25 protein-coding genes are annotated in these 24,730 nt (G+C 43.4%); 23 read left to right on the top strand and 2 right to left on the bottom strand.

All coding sequences use genetic code 11. From position 1 onward, the window contains the following. The first annotated feature begins 382 nt into the window (after nucleotides 1-382). A complete protein-coding gene (locus ABMY42_RS20245) occupies nucleotides 383-943 on the top strand; it encodes a hypothetical protein (protein ID WP_005452356.1) in 561 nt (186 codons plus the stop codon). An 11-nt stretch (nucleotides 944-954) separates the two neighbouring features. On the opposite strand, the gene ABMY42_RS20250 is transcribed toward ABMY42_RS20245, so the two are convergent. Continuing rightward, nucleotides 955-1,374: a helix-turn-helix transcriptional regulator gene (locus tag ABMY42_RS20250; protein WP_005452354.1), complete on the bottom strand. Its 420-nt coding sequence runs from the start codon at nucleotides 1,372-1,374 to the stop codon at nucleotides 955-957. 96 nt (nucleotides 1,375-1,470) lie between these two features. Here ABMY42_RS20250 and ABMY42_RS20255 point away from each other — a divergent pair, with 96 nt between their 5' ends. The 7 genes from ABMY42_RS20255 (at nucleotide 1,471) to ABMY42_RS20285 (ending at nucleotide 9,725) form a co-directional block, all read left to right on the top strand. Beyond that, complete coding sequence (locus ABMY42_RS20255) at nucleotides 1,471-2,379, top strand: aldo/keto reductase family oxidoreductase (RefSeq protein WP_005452353.1); 909 nt, start codon at nucleotides 1,471-1,473, stop codon at nucleotides 2,377-2,379. A 361-nt stretch (nucleotides 2,380-2,740) separates the two neighbouring features. Further along, entirely contained in the window at nucleotides 2,741-3,745 is a 1,005-nt protein-coding gene (locus tag ABMY42_RS20260) for a response regulator (protein WP_009697299.1), read from the top strand. After that, a complete protein-coding gene (locus tag ABMY42_RS20265) occupies nucleotides 3,745-4,185 on the top strand; it encodes a PAS domain-containing protein (protein ID WP_005452351.1) in 441 nt (146 codons plus the stop codon). Before ABMY42_RS20260 ends, ABMY42_RS20265 begins: the two co-directional genes overlap by 1 nt. Before the next feature lie 90 nt (nucleotides 4,186-4,275). Beyond that, nucleotides 4,276-5,811: an NAD(P)H-hydrate dehydratase gene (locus tag ABMY42_RS20270; protein WP_349266710.1), complete on the top strand. Its 1,536-nt coding sequence runs from the start codon at nucleotides 4,276-4,278 to the stop codon at nucleotides 5,809-5,811. 462 nt (nucleotides 5,812-6,273) lie between these two features. Next, on the top strand, nucleotides 6,274-7,317 hold the full coding sequence (locus ABMY42_RS20275; protein WP_005452348.1) for a GMP reductase: 1,044 nt from the start codon (nucleotides 6,274-6,276) through the stop codon (nucleotides 7,315-7,317). A 445-nt stretch (nucleotides 7,318-7,762) separates the two neighbouring features. Next, nucleotides 7,763-8,341, top strand: a complete 579-nt coding sequence (locus tag ABMY42_RS20280) for a hypothetical protein (protein WP_349266711.1) — start codon at nucleotides 7,763-7,765, stop codon at nucleotides 8,339-8,341. A gap of 334 nt (nucleotides 8,342-8,675) precedes the next feature. Next, the gene (locus ABMY42_RS20285; protein ID WP_349266712.1) at nucleotides 8,676-9,725 is read left to right on the top strand and encodes an alpha/beta hydrolase; all 1,050 of its coding nucleotides are present in this window, start codon (nucleotides 8,676-8,678) and stop codon (nucleotides 9,723-9,725) included. Between the two features lie 191 nt (nucleotides 9,726-9,916). Here ABMY42_RS20285 and ABMY42_RS20290 read toward each other — a convergent pair whose 3' ends face one another. Then, entirely contained in the window at nucleotides 9,917-10,807 is an 891-nt protein-coding gene (locus ABMY42_RS20290) for a LysR family transcriptional regulator (RefSeq protein WP_005452341.1), read from the bottom strand. A gap of 478 nt (nucleotides 10,808-11,285) precedes the next feature. On the opposite strand from ABMY42_RS20290, the gene ABMY42_RS20295 reads away from it, so the two are divergent. From ABMY42_RS20295 to ABMY42_RS20365, 15 genes are all read left to right on the top strand, one after another. Next, nucleotides 11,286-11,492, top strand: a complete 207-nt coding sequence (locus ABMY42_RS20295) for a Flp family type IVb pilin (RefSeq protein WP_005452340.1) — start codon at nucleotides 11,286-11,288, stop codon at nucleotides 11,490-11,492. Between the two features lie 151 nt (nucleotides 11,493-11,643). Beyond that, nucleotides 11,644-12,081 (top strand): prepilin peptidase, encoded by a 438-nt coding sequence (locus tag ABMY42_RS20300; RefSeq protein WP_005452337.1) that lies wholly within the window; start codon nucleotides 11,644-11,646, stop codon nucleotides 12,079-12,081. Nucleotides 12,082-12,102: 21 nt separating this feature from the next. Then, the gene (gene cpaB / locus ABMY42_RS20305; RefSeq protein ID WP_005452335.1) at nucleotides 12,103-12,927 is read left to right on the top strand and encodes a Flp pilus assembly protein CpaB; all 825 of its coding nucleotides are present in this window, start codon (nucleotides 12,103-12,105) and stop codon (nucleotides 12,925-12,927) included. After that, complete coding sequence (locus tag ABMY42_RS20310; RefSeq protein WP_349266713.1) at nucleotides 12,927-14,297, top strand: pilus assembly protein N-terminal domain-containing protein; 1,371 nt, start codon at nucleotides 12,927-12,929, stop codon at nucleotides 14,295-14,297. The genes cpaB and ABMY42_RS20310 overlap by 1 nt, the downstream gene beginning before the upstream one ends. Further along, nucleotides 14,294-14,770, top strand: a complete 477-nt coding sequence (locus ABMY42_RS20315) for a hypothetical protein (protein ID WP_017190738.1) — start codon at nucleotides 14,294-14,296, stop codon at nucleotides 14,768-14,770. The genes ABMY42_RS20310 and ABMY42_RS20315 overlap by 4 nt, the downstream gene beginning before the upstream one ends. Before the next feature lie 2 nt (nucleotides 14,771-14,772). Further along, nucleotides 14,773-16,014 (top strand): chromosome partitioning protein ParA, encoded by a 1,242-nt coding sequence (locus ABMY42_RS20320; protein WP_050907103.1) that lies wholly within the window; start codon nucleotides 14,773-14,775, stop codon nucleotides 16,012-16,014. Beyond that, complete coding sequence (locus tag ABMY42_RS20325; RefSeq protein WP_005452328.1) at nucleotides 16,011-17,282, top strand: CpaF family protein; 1,272 nt, start codon at nucleotides 16,011-16,013, stop codon at nucleotides 17,280-17,282. The genes ABMY42_RS20320 and ABMY42_RS20325 overlap by 4 nt, the downstream gene beginning before the upstream one ends. 1 nt (nucleotide 17,283) lies before the next feature. Next, entirely contained in the window at nucleotides 17,284-18,186 is a 903-nt protein-coding gene (locus tag ABMY42_RS20330) for a type II secretion system F family protein (protein ID WP_005452326.1), read from the top strand. Next, nucleotides 18,183-19,025: a type II secretion system F family protein gene (locus ABMY42_RS20335; protein ID WP_005452324.1), complete on the top strand. Its 843-nt coding sequence runs from the start codon at nucleotides 18,183-18,185 to the stop codon at nucleotides 19,023-19,025. The genes ABMY42_RS20330 and ABMY42_RS20335 overlap by 4 nt, the downstream gene beginning before the upstream one ends. Nucleotides 19,026-19,036: 11 nt before the next feature. Next, nucleotides 19,037-19,759 (top strand): tetratricopeptide repeat protein, encoded by a 723-nt coding sequence (locus tag ABMY42_RS20340; protein ID WP_050937542.1) that lies wholly within the window; start codon nucleotides 19,037-19,039, stop codon nucleotides 19,757-19,759. Between the two features lie 2 nt (nucleotides 19,760-19,761). Then, on the top strand, nucleotides 19,762-20,244 hold the full coding sequence (locus ABMY42_RS20345; RefSeq protein ID WP_009697305.1) for a TadE family protein: 483 nt from the start codon (nucleotides 19,762-19,764) through the stop codon (nucleotides 20,242-20,244). Beyond that, nucleotides 20,231-20,791 (top strand): tight adherence pilus pseudopilin TadF, encoded by a 561-nt coding sequence (gene tadF / locus ABMY42_RS20350; RefSeq protein WP_009700149.1) that lies wholly within the window; start codon nucleotides 20,231-20,233, stop codon nucleotides 20,789-20,791. The genes ABMY42_RS20345 and tadF overlap by 14 nt, the downstream gene beginning before the upstream one ends. Nucleotides 20,792-20,795: 4 nt before the next feature. Beyond that, the gene (locus ABMY42_RS20355) at nucleotides 20,796-22,343 is read left to right on the top strand and encodes a TadE/TadG family type IV pilus assembly protein (protein ID WP_274884315.1); all 1,548 of its coding nucleotides are present in this window, start codon (nucleotides 20,796-20,798) and stop codon (nucleotides 22,341-22,343) included. A gap of 8 nt (nucleotides 22,344-22,351) precedes the next feature. After that, nucleotides 22,352-23,032: an OmpA family protein gene (locus tag ABMY42_RS20360; RefSeq protein ID WP_005452313.1), complete on the top strand. Its 681-nt coding sequence runs from the start codon at nucleotides 22,352-22,354 to the stop codon at nucleotides 23,030-23,032. A 118-nt stretch (nucleotides 23,033-23,150) separates the two neighbouring features. Then, nucleotides 23,151-24,545 carry a hypothetical protein gene (locus ABMY42_RS20365; protein ID WP_202987171.1) on the top strand — a complete coding sequence of 465 codons (1,395 nt, stop codon included), beginning with the start codon at nucleotides 23,151-23,153 and terminating at the stop codon, nucleotides 24,543-24,545. The last annotated feature ends 185 nt before the right edge of the window (nucleotides 24,546-24,730 follow it).

Below are 24,730 nucleotides of genomic sequence, written 5' to 3' on the forward strand. Positions count from 1 at the left end.
TGGATGGATTCAAACCCTACAGAAATTCCTCGTTATTTGTTCGGGATGCATCAATAGACTTCCCGATTCGCATACTCACGATTGAGTCACGAGGCAGAGGCGCACGCATAGGTGCGCCTTTTTAATGCCTATTATCTTCCCCGTTACTTATTTTAAATAACCGTACGAAGTGTTGATAATTTCATTTTGGTATGGCATTCTGTTTTCTCGTAATGGTTCTCGGCGTGATGGATTACGCGGTTTAGGCTTTATACAAAGATTGATGCGGGCTAGAAGGTCCGCTTTTTTGTGTCTGAAATTCGAGCTGAGTACTTGCTTATCTTAGGTATAGGGGCAAAGATAGCGTTTTCGATAACATCAAATTTAATCGTCAAGTAATACCATGTCGCGCTTTTCTCTTTGTTTGCTCATCTTCTCAGGGTTATTTTCTCAAACTACATCGGCTCAAGATCTATGGTGGCAGGCGATATTATCGAGTGCTCCTGTTGAACAAATTCAACAAGCGATAACGACAGGTGGAGCTTGGTATCGATGTGAGACACAAGATAGTACCGAAGCGTTTTGCTTGGATGATTTTCACTACTACCATCAGCATCTCTACGGAGAGTCAACAATAGAAGATCGTGAGGTCTATTTGTCTTTTCTTACCGAGTACCAACCCCAGAGTTTGAGCGAACTGATTTTAAATTTGAGGAAAGATGGGCTGGTGATGCAGAAGGTGGAGATTGATGGGCAACAATATGATATTTCTGAAGCGATGAGGCACGCCACGCCTGAAGAGGTAGATAAAGAGCTGATTGTCTTTATTAATCGCTATCCACAGCAAGCGCCACGAAGTATTGATTGGGTGTTAGCACAAGAGTTTGGCACGCCAACGCCAAGATTAAACGTCATGTTAAACAGCGATGGCGAGATGATTGAACTAAAGGTGATCCGTTTCTAAAGTGTTATGCTTTAGACGTCTGAAGCCTCAGTTTTGTTTTCGTGATGGAGAGCCAAAAATGTCGCCATCGCAGATTCATCCAAAAAACCATCCGACTTTTTATGCGCGCGTAGATACTGATAACCCGCAACCAATTTGCGGTGCTGCGCTTCTTCTTCCCCAGAAATTACACCATTCATGACATGTTGATAGGCGAGTTTGTAAGCCTCCATATCCACTACTTCGGCTTGGCGATATAAGTAACCACAACCCGTCGCTAGCCATTCTAGTGAGCAGTTTGCTCGCATCGCTATTTGGTTCGCTTTGGTTAAACTTGGTTCACTTCCTTTGAGATATTTCCTGATCAAAGCTTCAGATACATCGACGCGTCGAGCGAAGCCGCTGACACTTTCTTCGCCTATAAGGGTGGCGAGTCGTTGGGCAAAAGACATATTTCGTACTCCAGTTCGAATTGCGAAAGTTTACCCGTTGAGCGAACGGTAAAACAAGACTAGGATGAAAGCAGATTAAGAAAAGGAGAGAAACCCATGGTTGCAAAAGTAGTGACTGCACCAAACGGTCCAGAGTTTTCTGAGCTGGTTCAAGGATATTGGCGTGCAGTAGATTGGGGCATGACAGCGCAAGAACGTTTGTCATTCCTAAAGCAACATATTGAGTTAGGTATTACGACTGTCGACCATGCTGACATCTACGGTAACTACGAATGTGAAGCGCTGTTTGGTGAAGCATTGGCGTTGGATAAAAGTGTTCGTGAGCAAATCCAGATCGTGACCAAATGCGACATTAACTTGTGTGGTGATAAAACACCTGAGCGTAAGATCAATCATTATGATACTAGCGCGGCGCATATCTACCAATCCGTCAACAACTCACTTGAGCGTTTAAATGTTGATGAGATTGACGTGCTCTTGATTCATCGTCCTGACGTTTTGATGGATGCAGATGAAGTGGCAGAAGCGTTTTCGGAGCTTCATAAAGTCGGTAAGGTGAAGCACTTTGGTGTTTCTAACTTCACACCTCGTCAATTTGAACTTTTGCAATCGCGCTTAAGCAAGCCACTTGTGACTAACCAAGTGGAAATCAATCCCCTTAACTTTGAAGTTGCACACGATGGTACGTTAGACCAGATGCAAACTTTACGAGTGCGCCCGATGGCATGGTCGTGTCTAGGTGGTGGTTCAATCTTTACGGGTGATACGGAGCAAGCGGTTCGTGTTCGCAACGAGTTAGAAATGATTCGTGAAGAAGTCGGTGCGAACAGTATTGATGAAGTGATTTACGCTTGGGTTCGTCGTTTACCATCGAAGCCAATGCCTATTATTGGTTCGGGTAAGATTGAGCGAGTTCACTCAGCGGTTAATGCACTGAATATTGAATTGACGCGTGAGCAGTGGTACCGAGTTTGGGTCGCTTCAAAAGGTCACGGTGTGCCATAGAAAGACCGAAAAGTTTTATCTTCTTAGGCACTCTTGATATCCAAGTAACCACGCATTTCGAGGTTATAGGATATATTGGGTGCCTTTTTGCCTTCTAGATTATCTTTTTCATTCTAATTGCTAAGAGCAACCCTTTGCGTATCAGGCTTTGTCGAAGTTTTAATCACACTTGCGCAACATCACTAAATGTATAGGGAATTGCGTTTTTTATTGGTTCACTGGTTCACTCATCTATTCATATTGCGTATGCTAGTCCGGTAAACAAGAAATAATAAAAACTCCTCGTCAGTTTTCTCGTACTTTGTGCTGCGACAATCTGTTAGACTCCTGCGCAGATTGTTGAATATATAAAGGTGGTAGAATGTCTTTTCCTGTACTCATCTGTGATGACTCTGCGTTAGCACGCAAACAGATGGCAAGATCACTGCCGGCAACATTAAATGCAGACGTGACATTTGCCATTCATGGTAAAAACGCGCTAGAAGAACTAGCGCAGAAAGAATTTAAACTGATGTTTCTTGATTTGACCATGCCAGAGATGGATGGTTTTGAAACATTGGAAAACATGAAACGCTTAGGCATTCAAACTCCAGTTGTGGTTGTGTCTGGTGATATTCAACCCAAAGCAAAAGAGCGTGTATTTGCACTCGGTGCGAAAGCGTTTATTCAAAAGCCAATTGGTAAAGACGAGCTTAAAGCGACGTTAAAAGAGCTGATTGAGCCTAATGATCGTCCACAGGTTATCACTCCTACAACGATTGAGCTGCCTATTCTGCGTCGTCGTGATATTTACATGGAAGTGGCTAACGTGTCGATTGGTCGAGCGGCAGATGCCTTGGCGCGTCACTTTGATGTTTTTGTTCAACTTCCACTTCCAAACGTAAATATCTTCGAAGTCAGTGAGCTTCATATGGCATTGAGAGATTTAGCATCTCATGACAACGTCTCAGGTGTTTGTCAGGGGTTTTGTGGAGAAGGCATTGCGGGCGAAGCACTGGTTATCCTAAGTGACTCAAGTGTCTCTGACTTGAAGAAGCTAATGAAGGTGCCAGCAGACAGCGAAGAGTTAGAAGAGCTCGAACTGCTGATGGATATCTCTAATATCTTGGTAGGCGCATTCTTGAATGGTTTAGGTGAGCAATCTGAGGTGCGATTCTTCCAGAGTTCTCCTGTATTGCTCGGGCAGCACATCTCCATCGATTCAATTATTGAATCAACCACGGGGGCATTTAGTCGAACCATGACATTTGAAGTGAGCTACAACATTGAAGGTACATCAATTCGTTGTGATCTTCTGTTTATGTTCGTTGACGAGTCGCTGCCTTTGCTAGACAACAAATTGTCATACCTAATGGAGGACTTCTAATGCTGAATCTACCTGCAGAATTTGAACAATTCCATTGGATGGTCGACATGGTTCAGAATGTCGACATGGGTTTGGTTGTGATCGATAAAGATTACAACGTACAAGTATGGAATGGGTTTATGACCCATCACAGTGGCTTGCAATCTCACGAGGCAATTGGTCGCTCCATTTTTGATATTTTCCCAGAGATCCCACAAGAGTGGTTCAAGCTAAAAACCAAGCCAGTTTATGATTTGGGCTGCCGAAGCTTTATCACTTGGCGTCAGCGTCCGTATTTGTTCCGCTGCCGTAACGTGCGTCCTGTGACACAACAAGCAGAGTTTATGTACCAGAACGTAACGCTGAACCCAATGCGTACACCTACAGGAAAAATCAATTCCTTGTTCTTGTCTATTCAAGATGCGACGGCTGAAGCGTTGATGTCTCAGCAACACAACTAAAGGTTGATTAAATAACGATATTAAAAGCCGAGGTTCGCCTCGGCTTTTTTGTATACTTAAATCGTGTCTTCAAATGCGCAGAATAATCATATGGACTTTAATCTCGCTCTCAAGCTCTACACCGCTGAACAAGTCAGAAATGGAGAAGTAATGGCAGCTCAATTGGCGGGGGTATCAATGTATAGCCTTATGCAACGCGCTGGAATGGCTGTGTATGAGCGTTTTCTTCATCTTTATCCCAGAGCACGAAATGTGTTGGTGGTGTGCGGTAAAGGCAATAATGGTGGTGATGGTTATGTATTTGCCACTCTAGCAAAGCAGGCACAGCTGAATGTACGCGTGTTTCAGTTGGGTGACCCTTTAACCTTGAAAGGTGATGCTCTGAGAGCGTTCGAAGATTGGCAAGCTAGCGATGGAGAGAACAGTGCTTGGGATGATTGGCATACTGCATTGTTAGAAGCTGATGTGATTATCGATGGCATGTTAGGGACGGGGTTAATGGGAGAAGTCAGAGCCGACTCTCGCCGTTATATAGAGCAAATCAATCAAGTCCATTGCCCTGTAATCGCTATTGATGTGCCATCGGGTCTACATGCTGATACTGGCGCCGTTTTGGGAGAGGCTATTCGTGCAGACCATACCGTGACATTTATTGGTGTAAAGCAAGGTTTGTGCACGGGGCAAGCAAGAGATTACGTTGGAGACCTACATTTTTCCGGCTTAGGTGTGAACGTCGAGTTCGAGTCGATTGAAGAAGAAAGCGCGTTAGGTATTGATCATCAGATTATCGGTAGGTTGCTACCGGAAAGGAAAGCCACTGCCCATAAAGGCGATAACGGGAAACTCCTCTGTGTAGGAGGTAATCAAGGTATGGCAGGCGCGATTCGATTATGTGCTTCTGCCGCAGCGAGAACAGGGGCGGGTTTAACTGCAGCGATTACCTATCCAAGCTCGCTACTACCGTTACAAGTGGGAGCTCCAGAAATAATGAGTCGAGGCATTACACTTGATGAGCTCAAAGACACCGATAACGAGCTGGTTAAGCGTAGTCGTTGGGCTGATGTTCTCGTCTTTGGTCCTGGTTTTGGGCAAGATGAATGGGCACATCAGGCATATCAATTCTTATCTCAGAAAAACAAACTCAAAGTGGTGGACGCTGACGGACTAAACATCCTTGTTATGCTCAATCAGAGAAATGATGTCGTGTTTTTACGAGACGAGCAACGCGTTATGACACCGCACCCCGGAGAAGCTGCACGCTTGCTCCATGTTTCAACAAAAGAGGTAGAGCAGGATCGTTTTGCAGCGGCGAGGCAGCTTCATGAACGCTACGGTGGGGTTGTTGTACTCAAAGGCGCGGGCACTCTTATCTATGACGGTGTCAGAATGTATGTTTGTCTCGCGGGTAACCCTGGGATGGCGAGTGGGGGAATGGGAGACGTCTTGTCTGGTGTGATTGCTGCGTTACTTGCAAAAGGACTTCCTATTGCTGTGGCGGCTCGTTTAGGCGTGATACTTCATAGTCATGCAGCCGATATTAATGTCCAGCAAAGTGGTGAAGTTGGCTTGTTGGCGAGTGACGTTATCGAATCTCTTCGATGTGCCATCAACACACCAAAGAACTGAACAGAGCTTTTTTAGCTCATTCGCTTTCAAGAAGAGGCAAAAAAGTGATGTTGGGCATGAAAAATTTGAAGAAATATTTTTTGAAGAGTCGCACTAACTTGGTTCGTTTGGCGTTATTTTGAGCGTTTATGAGAAGTTAAACGGTAACCTACGATGAAAATGACGCAAAGGTTTGCGCAAAGGATAAAATAATCGAGCGTTTTAACTGTTTGATATTGTTAATTAAGTTGCGATTTTGGGAAGAGGGGAGGTGTTTTTGATATGCGATTTCCAAGATGGTATCACAAAAAAAATTCAAATATCAGACTTGTAGGAAATAAATCACAGCCTATAATGCTGAAAACCGGAGCGTCTGCCAACGCTCCGGTTTTTTTGTGTCCGAAGAACAGTGAACTCGTCTGCCAACGATTTCACTACGCACTCTGAGATGACACATATACTTATGAATCAAGGAATTACACAATGCGTATCGAACAAGAACTTAAGTTAGGTTTTAAAGATGTACTGTTTCGCCCGAAACGTTCTACCCTTAAGAGCCGTTCTCAAGTAAATTTAACCCGCGATTTTACATTCAAGCATAGTGGTCGTCAATGGTCTGGCGTACCAGTAATTGCGGCTAACATGGATTCGGTTGGTAGCTTTGCAATGGCTAAAGCGCTAGCAGAGCATGGTGTAATGACCGCTGTTCACAAACACTACACAGTTGAAGACTGGGCAGAGTTTGCGAAAACAGCAGACAAAACAACGCTAAACAACGTGATGGTGTCAACGGGCACGTCTGATGCAGACTTCCAAAAAACTAAAGACATCATGGCGATTTCTGATGAGTTCATCTTCATCTGTATCGACATCGCGAACGGCTACTCAGAGCATTTGGTGGAGTACGTACAACGTGTTCGTGCTGAATTCCCAGACAAGGTTATTTCTGCTGGTAACGTCGTAACTGGTGACATGTGTGAAGAGTTGATTCTTGCTGGTGCAGACATCGTGAAAGTAGGTATCGGTCCTGGTTCTGTATGTACAACTCGCGTCAAAACCGGTGTTGGTTACCCACAACTTTCTGCAATCATCGAATGTGGCGACGCAGCTCACGGTCTTGGCGGTATGATCATCGGTGATGGTGGCTGTTCATGTGCGGGTGATGTAGCGAAGGCATTCGGTGGCGGTGCTGATTTCGTCATGCTAGGTGGTATGCTTGCTGGCCACGAAGAGTCAGGCGGCGAAGTCATTGAGAAAGACGGCGAGAAGTTCATGAAGTTCTATGGTATGTCGTCGAAGAGCGCGATGGACAAGCACTCTGGTGGTGTTGCTGGCTACCGCGCAGCTGAAGGTAAAACCGTATTATTGCCATACCGTGGCAGTGTTCACGGCACTATCCAAGACATCCTTGGTGGTGTTCGCTCAACATGTACTTACGTAGGTGCAGCAAAGCTTAAAGAGCTAACCAAGCGAACTACGTTCATCCGCGTGCAAGAGCAAGAAAACAACGTATTCGGTAAAGAGTAAGTCGACTGAATATCGGAAATTTCTAATAGTTAAGAGCCGCTAGCTAATAGCGGCTCTTTTTTTGCGTAAATTGTGTTGTTAAACAAAGAAGTAACAGAACTGGTGGTTTGAAGATCATGCTGTCCAAGTTGATGTTGATAAAGAGACTAGAGAAGAGCATAACGACACGTTTTCGGGGGAAGTGGTCAAAGTTGGTAAACCCACGAGATTGGTCCGACTAACGTGCATACTGGTTTTCATTATATGGGGGAGGTGAGCGCTAGGTGCATGGCAATGGAGATTCTAGTCCATGTATTTAGCAGTGAAACTTGGATTCACTCGAAATGTTCGAAGGGCATTCTAACTAAACAGGATTTCTAGGTTAACCTACTTCGGGTAAAAATCGAGTTAAAGAGCAGCGCATATTTCAAGATGCATTGGAAGCTAAGAATGAAATTTGGAAAGGATGATGACGGTTTACAGGATTACAGATAATCTAAATGATTTTCAGACAATATGTACGACTCCCGATGAAATCGCTATCCAGTTAGATGATTTCGACTACTTTGTGAGGATCTTATCGCAGGCTACTGAAAATCAGTCTCTGAAAGATATCTGGAAGCCAGTAGAGCTAGAGTTTGAGGATGTTTTTGCCAACAATTCTGTGTTGCCTGATATTAGCTTATGGTTGCGAACATATCTTGTTTTATCCCCCAAAGCATTTGGAATTTTACATAGTTACCTATCCAAAAGCGGAGAGTTTTTACCCACTTACTACCAAGGCGAACAATGGCATTTATATACGTCGATGACATTTGGACAAGAAGACAGACAAAAGTGTGTCGAAAAGATCTCTTATGGAAGCATTGAAGGGTTAGATACTCTTGTTTTCATTGATGATGATGTCAAAGACAAAGCCGTATTTAAGTCGAGATTGGAAGGTGTGGCAAATTTATACTGTACCGATCATCTCAAGTCTTTATGTGAACAAAACCAGATCGATGGCATCGTATTCTCTTCCGAGTTAACTGACTATTTTAATTGAGTTCTTTTCATCAAAATTTGGTTAGTGGTGAAACTTATAGTTTGCTCGCTGTTGCACCTCGACGCATTCATTGACTTCATTAAGATGAGGGGTGAGGGCGGCGGTTAGCACCTAACCAAACTTTCTCGCCATGCTTTAAGTTATCTCTCTAACTTATCAAGTCACACCTTACTTAGGGTCTTATGGTGACTACTTCTGTATATATCCTTATATTGTTGCTACATGGCAACAGTGATTTGATTTAATTGCTATATATCAACATCAGTGCTTTTTCATAACATACCTCTGTTGCAACGGGGAACGTTGTAAACCTCAGAAATCAATGGAGTAAGATATGAAAACTACAAAGTTAATTGCCCTTTCATTAGTTGCTAGTGCTGTTTTAGGTACAACATCTGTAGCAGCAGAAACCTTCTTAGGGGCTGACTATCATGATGGTAAGAATAAAGTTGCTTTCCTTAGTGAAAATGTTCGTATTGCTGGCAATGTGTTTCTACCGCCAAATTATGATAAGAGCAAAAACTATCCAGCATTAGTGGTCATTACGCCAGCTAGCGGTGTGAAAGAGCAAACGGCAGGTATTTATGCCGAAAAAATGGCAAAGAAAGGTTACATTACCTTAGCTTTTGACCATCGTACTTATGGTGAAAGTGGCGGCTATCCACGTGGTATGGAAAATGCGCCAATGAAAGTTGAAGATATCAAAAATGCCATTACATTTTTGAGTAATTTCCCAGGTGTTGACTCTCAGCGTATCGGTGAACTGGGGATCTGTTCAGGTGCTGGTTACAGCTTGCAAGTTGCGATGCAGGATACCCGCTTAGATTCAGTCGCGACAGTTAGCGGTTTTGTTGACTTTACTGACTACGGCATGGGTGGTGCAACACAATATATGGACCAACTTACCGGTGATCCTGTTGAACAATATCGCCAACAAATTCAAATGGCTAGTGATGCGCGCCAGAAGTATTACGAAACCGGCGAGGTTGTGCTTGTTGATGGAATCCCATCGGCAGAAAAAGCCAAATCGATGAATGAGTTTTGGGTGCGTGCTGCAGATTACTATCGTAACCCTGCACGTGGCGGTGGTGCGGAAAACTACTCACCTATGCGCGCTGCAATGTCACTAGATACGCGCTATGCCTATAATCCATCAGAAAATATGGCATTACTGGGAGATACACCTTTCTTAGCCATTGTTGGTACAGAGGCGCTATCAGCATACTTCAGCGAAGTTGCAGTAAAACGTGGCAAAGATGCTGGTATTGACGCTGAACTGTTTAAGATTGAAGGTGCGCAACATTTCGACTTATATGATCAAACCAAGTATGTTGATCAAGCTGTCATTAAGCTAGATAAGTTCTTCTCAACAACGTTGCTATAACTTACTTGATGCTTTTATAGAGGCGAGTGGACATCACTTTTGTAGATGATCATCAACGAATAAGAGAAGACAGTCTTTAGTAAAAATTAACTCTTTGTTTTTAAGAGACTAAAAAGACTAAGAGCCGCGATGAGCGGCTCTTTTTTTATCCTGTTTTTAGAACAGCAGCTTGTACAATGAGGTCGCTTTTACTACTGCGCTAAGTCAGCAATAAAAGTCTGTTTTTTGCTTACGCAAGTCTGCAGTTCACCTTTGATCCATTGGTTAAACAAACCAAAGTCAGAATGCACCGGCCAGAAAAGGGAGGCGACAACTCTCTTGCCAAAAAAGTCGGGATGGTCGGTAATGATCTTTAGCTTATTCTCTTTCATGTTCTTCTCAATAAGAAATTCTGGCAAAAATGCCATGCCTCTTTGAGCTTTGCATAAATCGAGAATCGTGCCTAAATCGTCCAATCTCCACAAGTTATATGAGGCAATGTTCGATAAGTTGAGCAACTCTTCACATCCATCCATAAGAAGAACACGCTGAGAAGGGTTACTGGTCACTGAGGCTAAATCTTCATGTGCAACCCACCAACAGTTAACGTGAAACAATTCGTCAATGTTAAAGTCGTTGTTTGTTTTGTGGTATGGGTTCCCCAAGGCAAGATCTATTTTTCCCTCGTTGATGTAATTTCCCAAAATAAAGCTTGGCTTGGTGACTACTACCAAATCGACATTTGGAAAGGCTTCCGAGAAATCCAACAGTGTTTTTTTTACATCTTTATTGAATACCAATGGATCGATCCCGACACGGTAAACAATTTGTTCTGAAATATTCATTTGTATCGCTGTTGTAATCAATTCTCGGTACCTTGATACAACGGGGGCGGATAAATGAAATAGACGCTTCCCTTTCTCAGTCAACCAGACTTTTGAATTTTGCCTATTAAATAAATTGAAGCCTAAGTCTGACTCAAGATTCTGAACAGCAGTGCTAACAGTAGATTGGGATTTTCCAAGCTTACGAGCAGCGGAGCTAAATGAACCTTCCTCAACTACAGCTACGAACGAAACAATATTTTCGAATTGTAGTTTCATGATTCGACCAACCTTTTAAAAGCAAGCAAATTATAGGTTTTTGATTTGTAATTTGTATATTTGCAACACAATAGCGTGATGAAACTCGTATTTCAACTCGTTTTATAAAGCAAAATTAATTATTGGTGCTAAATTCAACGTAAGTATATTCCTACATTGCATAAACAATCATCACATTTATCTATCTTTTTGATAAAAATAATTTTTGAAAATAATAAAGTAATGACTCTATTGATGATCTATGTCTCACCGTGTGAATTAATTACCTTATAGCGAGTATTGTAAAGAATACTCGATATATGTCTGTAAGCTATTGTAATTTAAGTGCTTGTTGGTTCTTTATGATTTTTTCAGCATAACTTGATGTGCCGGTCTTTGCCAAATCTATCGATTCTATCGATAGGGGCTATTTTTCCATACCTTTTGGTATTCAATAGAATGGCAAAGCTTTTGTAAATCAACTTCATAGGAACTAAACATGATTACTAAACTGTACGTAAAAACAAGCCTGTTTTTGTCACAATTTAAAAACGACGAGCGCGGTGTAACTGCAATCGAATACGGTCTAATTGCTGTTGCAATGGCTGTATTAGTAACTACAGCAGTAGGCTCAGACGGTTTCATCGGCAAGCTAGAAGGTGCATTCGCTCAAGTTGCGACTGCTATCGATACTGCGAGCAAATAAGCCAAGTAATTACCTTACTGGTTTATGTAGATAATATCGCTAGATATTTGTGCCAGACCTCTGTTTTCATTGGTCTGGCTCAGTTAATTTAGAATATCTAATAAATGTTATTTGAAGCTAATCTCGATAAATTCAGGCAAGAGTCTTAATTTTGAGTCATGAATTGTATTTATTAGTATTGGCAATCGCGTGTTTGTATGTATCTATTACCGATTTTCTTCATCGTAAAATACAAAATAACGCTTTGCTTTTACTCCTCTTGTTGCAGAGTTTTCTTTCACCATTAGATCTTCAGATTACAACCTTTTTGCTGGTGCTAGGGATAGGGTTAATACTTTATGCTCTGATTTGGATTGGAGCTGGTGATATTAAATATGCCGCAGTGTTGTCACTGACAATCCCTCTCAATGACCTACCATGGGCCTATATTATGACGGCGTTTGCTGGTGGTTTTTTAGCGATTATTTATTTAATTACTAGAAAATTAATAAGCAACACGTCGAGTAGCCAAGAAGGCATTCCGTATGGGATAGCAATTAGTGTTGGATTTTATTTAATAATTTTAACTCAAAATACGCCACATATTTAAACCTCCAAGAATGGGCACATTATGAGATCTCGACTGGTTTTACTTGTTGCTATTGTTGCCTTGATCGTAGGCGCGCTTGGCGTTGTCGACTTGTTCAAGAGTCAACCTCAACCCGAAGCTGTCGCTGAAGTGGTCGATAACAAAGATGAACAGCATGTTGCTGTATGGATGACCACCGAAGCTTATGAAAAAGGACATGCGATTAGTGCACAAGGAGTTATCAAACAACAGCTCCCACTTAGTGAAGCACTAACGCTTGGCGTCAGAGAAGACGCACAAATCAGTTTTTCACCATCCGTTTTATTAAACCGAAGCCTAAATCCAGGCGATGTTGTGTTACCAGAGTACCAAGTTTCTCCCGGTCAACCAGGGTATATCGATCTACTGGTAACGGAAGGCATGACCTTGTATCCACTGAAAGTGAGTGATCAGAACTTAATCAAAGATTACATTCGTCCTGGCTCATATATCGACATTCTTACCGTGAGCTCTCCAAACGCTAATCTTGCTGAAAATATGGATAAGCCGAAGCGCTTTCGAGGTGTAAAAGCGTCCATGTTCCTAAAACATGTCAAAGTACTCAATATTGGTGATGGCGAGGGTGAAAACAGCAACATTACCGCTCGAACACCAAATAAAGAAGACGGTATGACGACGGTGGTTATCGAAGTGAAGCCAGATGAGTTGGCAAAGCTAGCGTTGGCTCAACGAACTATGCATATCGAAATTTATCGAAGCCAAACCTATACGCAGCCGGAATACGCGGAAGTACGCAATGTTATCGATAATTATACCGGAATCGAAGAGTTACGCGGTAACGTTAATAATCCTAGAGAGGCTTTGTAATGATGATACACCATCGAATTAAGCAAGTACTGTGCGTCTCCTTTACCTCTCTTTTGATTGGCTTGCTTTCTATAACAAACACTTTTGCTGCTGACCGATCTATCACACTTAATGAAGGTCAGCACATTCAATTAAAGATGCCGATTGGAAAGGTGTTTATCAGTAACCCTGATATCGCCGACTACAAAATCATTAATGACAATACGCTAGTGGTTTTTGCCAATGGCATTGGTCAGTCTCGCTTGATTGTCTATGGAACAGACGATGATGTGTTGCTTTCTGACCGCATCATCGTTGATTTGGATCTAAGCGAGGTTAGACGTCAACTCAAGTTCCATTTTCCTGATGCCAAAGTCAAGGTTCAATCGGTGGGCGAGCAAGTCGCAGTGAGTGGTGTTGTTGATTCTGAAGAAACTCGTGATGACATTTATCGCATGGTGGCAACCTTACTCGGACGAGAAAAAACCGAGAAGTGGGAGAAAGTCGAAAAGCTGGAGTTCAAATCTGACTATTCAGATTATGAAGAGCCAGAGAGCATGGTTTTCGCTCGCAATATGACTTGGAAAGGAATCATTGAACGCATTAAGGTTGCAACGACACAACAGGTAAACGTCAAAATCTCAGTCGCTCAAGTTAATGAATCTTTTAGTAAAACAGTTGGGGTCGATTGGAGTTCTATTGGTTCTAAAGCGGGTGAGTTCGTATTTGACCAATTTGATGCGGCAAACCTAAGTACCTTGATCACTGCATTGGGTGACGATCAGGTTGCAGAAGTCTTGGCGGAGCCAAACCTGACGGTACTTTCCGGTGAATCGGCGAGCTTCCTTGTCGGTGGCGAAGTGCCCGTTATTGTGTCGAACAACAACAACGTGAATATTTCGTTTAAAGAGTTTGGTATTAAGCTCGACCTTACAGCGAAAGTACTTAGTCAAGACAAAATCCGAATGCAGCTAGCTCCGGAAGTGAGCGAAGTAGAAAGCTACGTCGAAGCTGCAGGCATTAAAGTGCCACAGTTGTCATCACGACGTGCAATGACAACCGTTGAACTGGCAGACGGAGACAGCTTCATCCTTGGCGGGTTAATGAGCAGTGCTGATTTAGAGAAAATGCAAAAGATTCCTTTCATTGGAGACATTCCTGTACTTGGTGCTGCATTTCGTAAAGCAACGACAGAAAGAAAGCGAACTGAGTTGATCATCGTGGCAACAGTAAACCTCGTGGAACCAATCAAACCGAAAGATATTCAGCTGCCACACATCAAGAAAACCTCAACGTTAGCGCGTTGGTTGAATATTGATTCTGACGATAATTCTAACACGTCATCGGATGCGACGATTCGTCTGCTATCTGAAGGAGGGTTTATTCAATGAAGAAGCTAGTACTTATTGCTTTATTGACATCGTCACTCTTTGGTTGCGCAACAGAGCGATATTTTGGCGGAAATGGCGCTGAAGCCGTGGTGTATAAAGAGCATCATAGCTTTGAGTTTGCAGTAAAGAATCGTGCAGAAACAGAAAAGCAGATTAAGCAACTGATTCAAAAAATCGAATCGATGGATAAAGAAGCCACTTACGTGATCGATTACAAATCCGCGCGCAGTAAAACGATGTTAAAGAAGACATTTGAGCAGTATCCGTCACACATTATTGCCCCGCAAAGAGTGGAATATCGTTATACGCCAGCTTTACCAAGTGATCTGAATATCCAAGTGACGTTAACGCGTTTGCAAACCCAGCAATGCTCGCCTGCACAGATTCAAGTTCAGTTAGGTGAACCAGACTGTTTTGTTGAATCGATGCGTCTTAAACAAGTGTCCTACAAGTCTAGATTAGTAGGAGAATAATAATGTTTGATTTAACTAAAGCATTAACAACGAAAGCAAAACCGGCACAGTCTTCGACGACAGGTGTTGCTGGATGTACGTTGTTTTATCAATCACAAGAGTGTTTAAACCTCGTTCAGGAAGTGTTTCGATTCGAAGGTTGGAATGACCCTGAATGTGTAAGAGCTAACGCAGGCTTAACCAAGCTGACGGAACAACATAGCAGTCATATTGTTATCCTTGAACTGAACGAATCGAACAACGTCGTTGAAGATGCTAAGTCTTTCGCTAGCAAACTACCAACACACAAAGGTGTCGTGGTCATTGGTAAAGAAGATGCAATTTCGACGCTTCGTTCCCTCAAAGACATGGGCTTTTACTACGTCTTTTGGCCGGTGAACAAACAAGAGTTCGCAGACTTCTTAAACCATGTTAGTAAGAACTTGAAGACGTTCTCCGGTGTTAGCCAGAAGCGTAAGGCGAAACGTGTAGCAGTGGTGGGTTCAAAAGGTGGTGTTGGTGCATCATTCATTACTACTGAATTGAGTTCGTTACTATCCACTCAAGGTTCCGATACCATTTTGGTTGATCACCAATACGCAGATACCAACATCGATGTTTTATTGGGACTGAAAGATTTTAAACCGCGCGGTATCGATGAGTTTACTGCTCCCTTGCATGAAATGGATGAAGAGGGAGCACTTAGCTACCTGTTTAACGCACGAAAAAATCTGCGTCTGTTGGCTATCGATGGCGACATGAGTCAAAGCGATATTCTCAACTATAACCAGACGCTCTGTGATCTTTTAGCTCGAAACACGAACTTCATTATTGAAGACTTCTCGGGCGGTGTGGACTTCAAAGTTGAACCTCAACTCTTGGTAGAAAACTTTGATGTGGTTGTGCTGGTTTTGGATGCGTCGGTATCTTCTGTAAGAAGTGCCAAACGACTGTTTGAGAAAATTTCCAATTTACAGCTCACATTATCGTCCCGAACTCGTGTGATTACGTTGGTGAATTATCACCGTCCGGAAAACGCGTATGTATTACAGCATCCTGACCTTACCAAATACTTAGGTGCGGATGTTGATCTCGAAGTGGGGTACTGCAAGTCGTTGTCGCACATCATTATTGATGGCAAACGAGGTCATAAGCACGATCGTCATATTAACCGTTCTATGGAACTACTGGTCAAGCTGATTAATGGTCAACCTGTTGATCAAAAAGGCATGGGATCTTGGTTGAAGAGGGTGCGTGCTAAATGAGTTCGAATAAAGACTTATACCTCGCGTTTCGCGGGCAAATATTTGAAGCACTAGATGCTGAAGCGGTTCAGAAAATGAGCCGCCGAGACTTAGAGGCTCAAATCCAAGCCGCTGTTGATCTTCTTGCAAACAGCTACCAACGTCCGATCACTTCGATGATGAAGTCAGGCTTGGTGAAAAGCTTAATTGATGAACTGTTTGGCTTAGGTCCATTGCAGCCTTTGGTTGAAGATCAGTCTATCTCTGACATCATGGTAAATGGACCTAACAACATCTTTTTTGAAAGACACGGTAAAGTCCAAAAGTCAGAGGTGTCTTTTGTCAACGAAGAGCAGTTGTTAGCAATTGCTAAACGCATTGCTTCGCGTGTTGGACGACGTGTTGATGAACTGTCTCCAACGGTTGATGCCAGACTTGAAGATGGCAGCCGTGTGAATATCGTTATCCCACCCATTGCGTTGGATGGGACCTCGATTTCAATACGTAAATTCAGAGAGCAGAACATCGGCTTTGAAGATTTGATTGGTTTTGGTTCTATGTCTCCTGACATGGCGAGAGTGCTGATGATTGCGTCTCGTTGTCGAATGAATGTGCTGATTTCTGGCGGTACGGGCTCAGGTAAGACGACGCTGCTTAACGCATTGTCTCAATACATCGCTGAAGATGAGCGTATTGTCACCATAGAGGATGCGGCGGAATTACGCTTGCAACAACCTAACTTGGTTCGATTGGAAACGCGAACTTCGAGCGTTGAGCAGACTGGGGCGGTGACGCAGCGTGATTTGGTGATTAACGCACTTCGTATGCGTCCAGACCGAATCATTCTCGGTGAGTGTCGTGGCTCTGAAGCGTTTGAAATGTTGCAGGCCATGAACACGGGACACGATGGTTCTATGTCTACACTGCACGCCAACACACCGAGAGATGCGATTGCGCGTGTGGAATCGATGGTCATGATGGCGAACTTAAACCAGCCGCTTGATGCGATTCGAAGAACCATCGTCAGCGCTGTGCAAATGATTGTCCAAGTTAACCGACTGCGCGATGGGTCTCGTAAGATCACCAGTATCTCTGAAATCGTCGGTTTGGAAGGCGATAGTGTGGTGATGGAAGAGATCTACCGTTTCCGTTATGACGATGCACATTTTGGAGAAACCGTTAAAGGTGACTTCGTAACCAGCGGCATCATGCAACGATCTGAGCTTGTAAAGAAAGCCCAATTCTTCGGGCTGTATGACGAGCTGATGGCATCGTTTAAGGGGATATAACATGCTTTGGCTCTCACTTATCCTCTTTGCGTTCGTACTGCTTTTGGTCAGAGACTCAAAGGTCAAAAAGGTCGATCAGTTTTTCAACATCGAAGAAGCTGAAGCGGAAAACTTCAATGCTATCAACGTAAAATCACTGGTACGAAAACAAAGTTGGCAAAAGTTCAAAGAGTCTATTTCTCCAACACTAAAAGTACTTGGACCACGTTCATCGCTGTATATCGCTTTGTATATCACGGCGAGTCTGATCGCCTCTTGGTACGTCGTGGTTAAGCTGTTGTTGATGACGAACACCGGGTTGATCGTAGGCTTGTCTTTGGTGTTTACCATCATGGGTTACCGCTACCTAGTGACAAGAAGGCGACGTGATTTTGAAAACACTTTCCCTGATGCGCTAAACATTCTGATGAGTGCGGTAACCGCGGGTGACAGCTTAATGCAAGCCATCAGTTATGTTGGCGAGGTGATGGATAACTCGATTGGGCGCGAGTTTAAACTGATGGGGGACCGACTTAAGTTGGGTGAGTCTCCGGAAGTGGTACTTCAACGTTCGTGTAAAAACTACCCTTACCCAGAGTTTCTGTTTTTCACTGTAACCCTTAGAGCAAATATTGCGCGAGGCGGTCAGCTGAAAGGCGTACTAGCAAGACTTATTCGAGTTTTGGTGGACGCAAGAACCCTAGAGAAAAAGAAGATGGCCATGACGTCTGAAGCGCGAATTTCTGCCAAGATTGTTGCGGCAATTCCGTTGATTTTCATGATCATTCTTAACTATGTAAACCCTGACAACGTCAATTTCGTCTTGTATGACCCTTCTGGTCGTATCGTGTTGTTTTATGTACTTGGCAGTGAGTTATTTGGCTTGTTCATTGTTTGGTTGTTAGTCAGAGGAGTACGCGCATGATGCTATTGATTGCCCTTATAGTACTGTTTGTTTCGTTGCTTTTCTTGATTTTCGATTCGCTTCGTACAGAACAACGACGCAAAAAAGTCGCCCTTTATATTGGCGGTGATGCTGTACGTGCGCCTTCCCGTGTTAACCGCTTTTTTGTTCGTTTCGGTAAAGAGCACCGACATGAGCTGGAACAAAAACTCATCGAGGCCGGCTATTACAACACAGAGTGGGCGAAGTTCTACTTCCCTGCCAAATTAGCGGTGCTCGTGGTTGTTACAGGATTGGTGTTGTTGTCGGATATGACAGCAAATAATCAGCTAATCATCATTATTTTTACGCTTATTGCTGTGATTGTCTTGCCGGATACTTTGCTTCAAATGCGACGCAAGATGTTGATTTTTAAGACATCATCTCAGTTGCCGTACTTGCTGGACATGATGTCAGTTTGCGTGCAAACCGGTATGACGATTGAGGCGGCATTGGTTTATCTGGGCAAAGAGTTGGCTGAGTTTGACTCTGACCTTTGTTATCAAATTAAACGCACCTCAGATTCGGCAAAAATCCACGGGCTAGAAAAAGCGCTAAATGACCTCAGTGATCGTATTCCAACGCCGCCAATACGAAGCTTCGTGCTGACTATCATTCAAAACTTGCAATACGGTACATCAGTGGCTCAGGTGTTGAGCGATCTCGCTGAAGACATGCGAAAAGTGCAAATCCTGACCGTTGAGGAAAAGGTAGGCAAACTCTCCGCTAAGATGAGTGTCCCGCTGATCCTCTTCATCATGTTCCCGATCGTTATTCTGATTCTCGCACCGGGAATCATGCAAATGACATTAAATATTTAGGAGAGTAACCAGTGATTGGAAAACGCATTTCTCTCGTTTTGTTAGTGCTGGGCGTGTTGGCAGGTTGTCAATCGACACCTTCGCAGCAGAGTCAGCTACAAGATGACGTCGCGAGCATGGAAAAAGTGAAAAACTACGATGGTTTAATCTCTCACTACAAATCTCAGTTAGAGCAAGGTTCGCAAGATCCTGAAGTGAAAGAAAAGCTGGCATGGGCGTATTTCCATAAAGGGGATATCGAGTCGGCAAACTTTTATGTTCAGCATTTGCAAAAAGAGGGGATAGAGAGCCCTGACTTGTACCAGTTAGAAGGGCAAGTGTTTGATGCAAAAAATGACACTGATAGCGCGGTAGAGGCGTATTTATCTTCCATTAAAACGGGTAATGAATCGGGACAAATCCATGTATTACTGGGTGTGTCGTACGCCAAGTTAGGTAAATACGAAGATGCTTACCAAGAGCTGAACAATGCACGTTTGCGTGGTTATGATGATGTCGCGATCAAGAACAACATCGCGATGATTCATATGGCAAATGGTGAATACGAGCAAGCCATCGAAACACTGATGCCAGTACTAAAAGATAACCCGGAAAATAAAGTAGTGAAGGCGAACCTAGCGATTGCCCTTATGAAAGCGCAGCAGATGGATGCAGCGAAGAAACTACTCAAAGGTGATTTTTCGGATCAAGAGCTCCACAGTATCGCCGTCGAATTAACTCAATATAGGAGTTAATGATGAAATTGCTTTCTAAACAAAAAGGGGTAACGGCGATCGAGTTCGTCATGGGCGCGCTCGTTTTGTTCTTTGCTACTTTTGCCATCTTTGAGTCGAGTTACCAAATCTATGTTGTGAACATGACGGAATATTCTCTTCGAGAAACTATACGAAACACCAAGATTTACGAGGGCAAAGGCATAAATCAGCAGTATGAGGACAAGTTTAAATCTCTGATCGAAGCTGATGGTAACTTGTGGCATTTCTTAATCGATAGCTCGCGATTTTCTATCAAAGGTCGTTACTACAAAACCTATGATGACTTCATTGCGAATAGAGGATATTCGGATGAGGGCTTGAACTTCAACTACAACTTAGCGGAGATAACGGTCACTTATCGTTACTCTCCGATCATAAAACTTGCCGGTGCAGCAGATCGAGATATCTCAAGCACAATGGTACTGAACTTAGAGCATGAGGGGTGGAAAGATGACGCTCCGTAAACAAGGTGTATGTTCTCCAAAACGCCAAAAAGGCTCATTTATGGTTGAGCTTGTGTTTATTCTTACTGCGTTATGGGGTGTTTACCTTTTTGCCGCGGATTTGAGCTATCAGTTGCTTTTGCGAGCCAAGCTTGATCGTTCTAGCTTTGCGTTGGTGAACGTAATCAAAGAGCGTTCGCGTTACTTTGAGGGCGACGTGTTAGGTGGAAAAAATCTAGCGGTAACCAATGCCGATTTAGAAGACTTATCCAAAGTCGCGAGTCGAATGCTCGGCACGCCCCCAAACGATGTGGCTATCAAAATCGAGTCATTGACCAATAAAGTGAATGTGGCGGTATTTACCAGCAGTAAATACAACAGACTAAATTGCAAAACGGATTCAATACTCGCACACGCAGATTTGGCTCCGGTGGAAAAGGGCGTGGTGTATCCATTGTACCGCGTCAGCCTTTGTGAGGAGCAAAGCTCTTGGTTCAAGCCGTTCTTTAATGGCGGTACCGGCACAACCGTGAAAGTTGGCTCTTCTTCAATAATGCCAGGGAGATAGTGAAATGGGAATGCAGCAATATCAGCATCGAAGTCTCCAACAACAAAAGGGCGTCGCCGCTGTATGGATGGGCTTGTTGCTCGTGCCTATTATGGGCGTCACTTTTTGGGCTGTTGAGGGCACCCGTTATGTGCAGGAGTCGAGCCGACTAAGGGATTCAGCGGAAGCTGCGGCAATGGCCGTTACGATTGAAGACCAACCGGGAGCAGCCCGTGCGCTGGCAACGAAGTATGTCGAAAACTATGTGAGAGACATCAAGTCAACCAACCTTTCTGCTCAACGTTTTTATCAAGCGGAAGACAAGGATACTGGTGCTCTTGAGTATATCCAATACACAGTGAATGCCAGAACAACGCATGACTCTTGGTTTGCAAGCAGCTTTATCCCATCGTTTGATAAGCAGCAGGAATTAGCCGGACGATCGCTGGCAAGAAAGTACCCTGCTTATCTAGGGGATAACAACATTGATATCGTTTTCGTCTCGGACTTTTCTCGCTCGATGAATGATAAGTGGGGCTCAAGTCGGAACAAAAAAATTGACGATTTGAAAACCGCGATCGATCAGATATCAAACAAGATTCTTTGTAAAAAAATCCGCCAAGACTTCGTCGACGGAGAGTGGAAAGACGTTTGTGATGAGCCTGGAGAAGACACCACCGGGGACAAACTGCTTAACCGAGTTGGTTTTGTGCCGTTTAACGTTCGCACCAGAGAAATTGTGGCAGGTAATAGAGCCAATGCGACAAGCCAACTAAGTTACAAGAACGGGTACAAGGCTTACTTGTCACCTTATAGCTACAACGATGTCGATTGGGACTACTGGCGCACGTATACATCAAGCGAAGTGAATAATTGTGCTTATTGGCAGTCGAGCTGTCGAAGCCCTCGGGCAGAAAATCACAATTATGCCAAACGTATTCGTGATGTTCTCGAAGCAGATCGCTACGCCGTAGCTGATGTCTACAACTATGTTGATTTACCGACTTCGGTATCGACCATGTTTACTGATAAATCAGGATTAAAGCCTAATTTCTATGGTGTGAGCGGCACCCGGCTGTTTAATGCTCATGGTTCTTCATATTCATCGCAATTTTATAACATCCCGTTGTCGAACAAACTTTCAGATTTGGACTCGATTAAGTCGATGTGGGCAGACGGTGGTACTGCAGCGTTTCAAGGCATATTAAGAGGATCTCAGGTTCTTCATGATGGAGACCCGAACAGTACCGATGAAGAAGAGCAGCAAGCTTACAACAAGAAAATCAAGATGTTGCTGATTTTGAGTGACGGGCAGGAAAGCCCTAACAACGGCATTCTGAAGGGGCTAGTAGACAACGGTATGTGTGACAAAGCCAGAGCAGAGATTCCGGGCTTATACATCGGTGTTATTGGTATCGATTTCCGTGCATCTCAACAAAGTGGTTTTCAAGACTGTGTTGTTAATCCAAGTGAAGACATCATTGATGTATCTAACTTAGATGAATTGATTGAAAAGATAGAAGAACTCATCCGCAAAGGCTCAAAAACAAGCGGAATAACTAAGTTGTACTAGAGGAAAATATGAAAAAGTTAGTCATTGGTGCATTCGCTATCTCGACGTTGCCGTTTAGCCTGATAGTTAAGGCAGAAGAGGGGATTAGCGTTTATTGCGACAATACCTTCAGCGAGTACCAACATAGTATCAAAGTGGATGACGTTGTCGGAATTGCTCAACATCGACAGGGCTTTTTGCAAATAGAGCAGAAGTCTAACAATGGTGAGCTCAAACAAGCATTGGCAGGTAAATCAAAGTTAGGGTTGGATCAAACAGGCTGTACGACATGGATTAGCAATCAAAATAACAATCATCAAGGTGATGGCTTGGTTGCGCGTCTGCATTTTGGTTTTGATAAATCCAACTTAACACCAATGGGCAGCAAAGCTCTGAATCAACTCGCAGGTTCGCTTAAAAATAGCGATAGTGCTATTGCGGTAGATGGTCATACCGACAGCAAGGGCTCTGAAGGCTATAACCAATCGTTAGGCTTGCAACGTGCGTTGACAACGTCTAACGGTTTGATTGCGCAAGGCGTGGATAAAAGCCGTATTGTCGTTCGTTCATTTGGTGAAACTCAGCCGATTGCGTCGAATTCAACCGCTGAGGGGCGAGCACAAAACAGACGCTCAGAAATATGGGCTTCTAAGAATGATCAGGCAAAACCAGATCAAATAAAACCAGACGAAGTAAAGCCAACGGAATAGGTTTTAATCGTAGAGCGTTCACCTTGCCTAAAACGCAAGGTGAAGCATTAACAACAATGGTGTCGTGGTGGGTCAATTTGGAGTGGCAGTGGGTAAATCTAAAACAATAATAGCCATTATGGTGGGGGTAGCGTGGAGTGGTATGACCGCTGCCTCAGAGCTCATTAACTTTAACGAGCAAGATACATTAAACAGCATTAATACTGCTTACGACCAGCAGTACAGTGCGCTGAGAATTGATGAAAACATCTCGCACTACAATAAATTGAATGCTGAAATAGAGTCCACCAAGATCAAATTGGCGACCAATGTCGAGATGATCAAATCTGACTCTAATCGCTTGAAAGACAAGTTGGTTGATGGTGTATATGACGAATCCTTAATTCTGACTTTGCGCAATATGTCTGCCAAAGTGAATTCAATGAAAAAGGAAATTGAAACCGCAGGGAAGTTGTTGGTCGAAACTAAGCAGCAATTGTCACAAGACCAACAAGAGGCAAGTCAAATCGAGCGGGTGAAGAATGACGCACTCCTTGCTCTGTACGAAAAGATAAAAGCGCGTCATTTGAATGAATCAAAACGTGTGATAAACGATACTTATTCTGGTCAATTGCAGTGTAACGTTGCGGAAAGTTTATCAACGTGCGTAAATCGAAATCTCCCTTCTATCAAGAACGCTTTTGTATTAAGCAAAGGTGGTTTATCTCGAATCAAACTCACGAGCTTTAAAGTCGTGGATGCAAACCAAAAATTAAACGGCGACCTTTCTTTCACTGCGGACGCAAGCTACAAGCACAATTACAGTGCGAATACAGAGGTTGAACTGAGACAAGCACTTGATCTTGATAACGTGCGCTTTGTGTTCCGTTCAAACTCACCACAAACGGTTTTCTACATTAATGACCAGGAAGTCGGCTCTGGCGAGCGAGTTGATGTAACGGGCAACTATGTGGGTATTTATAGTGTGCGAGCCGTGAACAATCATAAAACTCAGTCGCTTAAGCTAAATCTTAAAAATGGTGGCGACTACTTCTTCCCGTTTGCGAGCAAAGCCAGTGCTCCGAAGGCGGTTCCTACACGTTTAGCGGTAGAAGACAAGACTGATGCGAACAGTGAAAAGGCTCAACCTAAAGATACAGTAAGATTCTCTGAGAGTTTGTTACCACCTAAAGTCGTCGCTGAGCTGGAGTCTGCAGAAGAGCCCGATCTTCAGCGTTACACCAATAAGGTACTGTACAAAGATGAAGCCTTTACTTATCTATTGCCAAGATTCAGAGGTAACAAAAAGTCTCATGACATCTTCTTAAGTCAGGCTGACGCACAGAAATATTGTGAGCGTCTATCGTCTCGTTTGCCAAACAAAGCCGCTTATGAATACTTGCGCCTCTACACCTATCTATCTCCGGGAGATTACTGGACGAAAGATGGCAAAGTGTATTCATCGGAGAAGCATGAAGAATTGGATCAAGCATTTGATACAAATAAGTTCATTTGTATGGTGAACATGAACTAAGACATCGTTCCCCCTTTAAATCTTATTAGTAAACAAGCACATTTAAGAGCCGCATTTCGCGGCTCTTTTTGTTCCTATTACTGGAAACTTCCTGAATTCGACTGACGCAACAACGTTGGGCGTTATCGACTTTCTCTGTATTGCAGTGAAATTTTGTTACTGATGATCCTGTCTTTAACCATAGC

Source organism: Vibrio sp. SSH13-20 (genome assembly GCF_040104475.1).
GTDB classification, from domain to species: Bacteria; Pseudomonadota; Gammaproteobacteria; order Enterobacterales; family Vibrionaceae; genus Vibrio; species Vibrio harveyi.

Coding starts and splice junctions, on each gene's coding strand:
- ABMY42_RS20245 (WP_005452356.1), top strand. CDS start 383: ATGTCGCGCTTTTCTCTTTGTTTGCTCATCTTCTCAGGGTTATTTTCT.
- ABMY42_RS20250 (WP_005452354.1), bottom strand. CDS start 1,374: ATGTCTTTTGCCCAACGACTCGCCACCCTTATAGGCGAAGAAAGTGTC.
- ABMY42_RS20255 (WP_005452353.1), top strand. CDS start 1,471: ATGGTTGCAAAAGTAGTGACTGCACCAAACGGTCCAGAGTTTTCTGAG.
- ABMY42_RS20260 (WP_009697299.1), top strand. CDS start 2,741: ATGTCTTTTCCTGTACTCATCTGTGATGACTCTGCGTTAGCACGCAAA.
- ABMY42_RS20265 (WP_005452351.1), top strand. CDS start 3,745: ATGCTGAATCTACCTGCAGAATTTGAACAATTCCATTGGATGGTCGAC.
- ABMY42_RS20270 (WP_349266710.1), top strand. CDS start 4,276: ATGGACTTTAATCTCGCTCTCAAGCTCTACACCGCTGAACAAGTCAGA.
- ABMY42_RS20275 (WP_005452348.1), top strand. CDS start 6,274: ATGCGTATCGAACAAGAACTTAAGTTAGGTTTTAAAGATGTACTGTTT.
- ABMY42_RS20280 (WP_349266711.1), top strand. CDS start 7,763: ATGATGACGGTTTACAGGATTACAGATAATCTAAATGATTTTCAGACA.
- ABMY42_RS20285 (WP_349266712.1), top strand. CDS start 8,676: ATGAAAACTACAAAGTTAATTGCCCTTTCATTAGTTGCTAGTGCTGTT.
- ABMY42_RS20290 (WP_005452341.1), bottom strand. CDS start 10,807: ATGAAACTACAATTCGAAAATATTGTTTCGTTCGTAGCTGTAGTTGAG.
- ABMY42_RS20295 (WP_005452340.1), top strand. CDS start 11,286: ATGATTACTAAACTGTACGTAAAAACAAGCCTGTTTTTGTCACAATTT.
- cpaB (WP_005452335.1), top strand. CDS start 12,103: ATGAGATCTCGACTGGTTTTACTTGTTGCTATTGTTGCCTTGATCGTA.
- ABMY42_RS20310 (WP_349266713.1), top strand. CDS start 12,927: ATGATGATACACCATCGAATTAAGCAAGTACTGTGCGTCTCCTTTACC.
- ABMY42_RS20315 (WP_017190738.1), top strand. CDS start 14,294: ATGAAGAAGCTAGTACTTATTGCTTTATTGACATCGTCACTCTTTGGT.
- ABMY42_RS20320 (WP_050907103.1), top strand. CDS start 14,773: ATGTTTGATTTAACTAAAGCATTAACAACGAAAGCAAAACCGGCACAG.
- ABMY42_RS20325 (WP_005452328.1), top strand. CDS start 16,011: ATGAGTTCGAATAAAGACTTATACCTCGCGTTTCGCGGGCAAATATTT.
- ABMY42_RS20330 (WP_005452326.1), top strand. CDS start 17,284: ATGCTTTGGCTCTCACTTATCCTCTTTGCGTTCGTACTGCTTTTGGTC.
- ABMY42_RS20335 (WP_005452324.1), top strand. CDS start 18,183: ATGATGCTATTGATTGCCCTTATAGTACTGTTTGTTTCGTTGCTTTTC.
- ABMY42_RS20345 (WP_009697305.1), top strand. CDS start 19,762: ATGAAATTGCTTTCTAAACAAAAAGGGGTAACGGCGATCGAGTTCGTC.
- tadF (WP_009700149.1), top strand. CDS start 20,231: ATGACGCTCCGTAAACAAGGTGTATGTTCTCCAAAACGCCAAAAAGGC.
- ABMY42_RS20355 (WP_274884315.1), top strand. CDS start 20,796: ATGGGAATGCAGCAATATCAGCATCGAAGTCTCCAACAACAAAAGGGC.
- ABMY42_RS20360 (WP_005452313.1), top strand. CDS start 22,352: ATGAAAAAGTTAGTCATTGGTGCATTCGCTATCTCGACGTTGCCGTTT.
- ABMY42_RS20365 (WP_202987171.1), top strand. CDS start 23,151: ATGGTGGGGGTAGCGTGGAGTGGTATGACCGCTGCCTCAGAGCTCATT.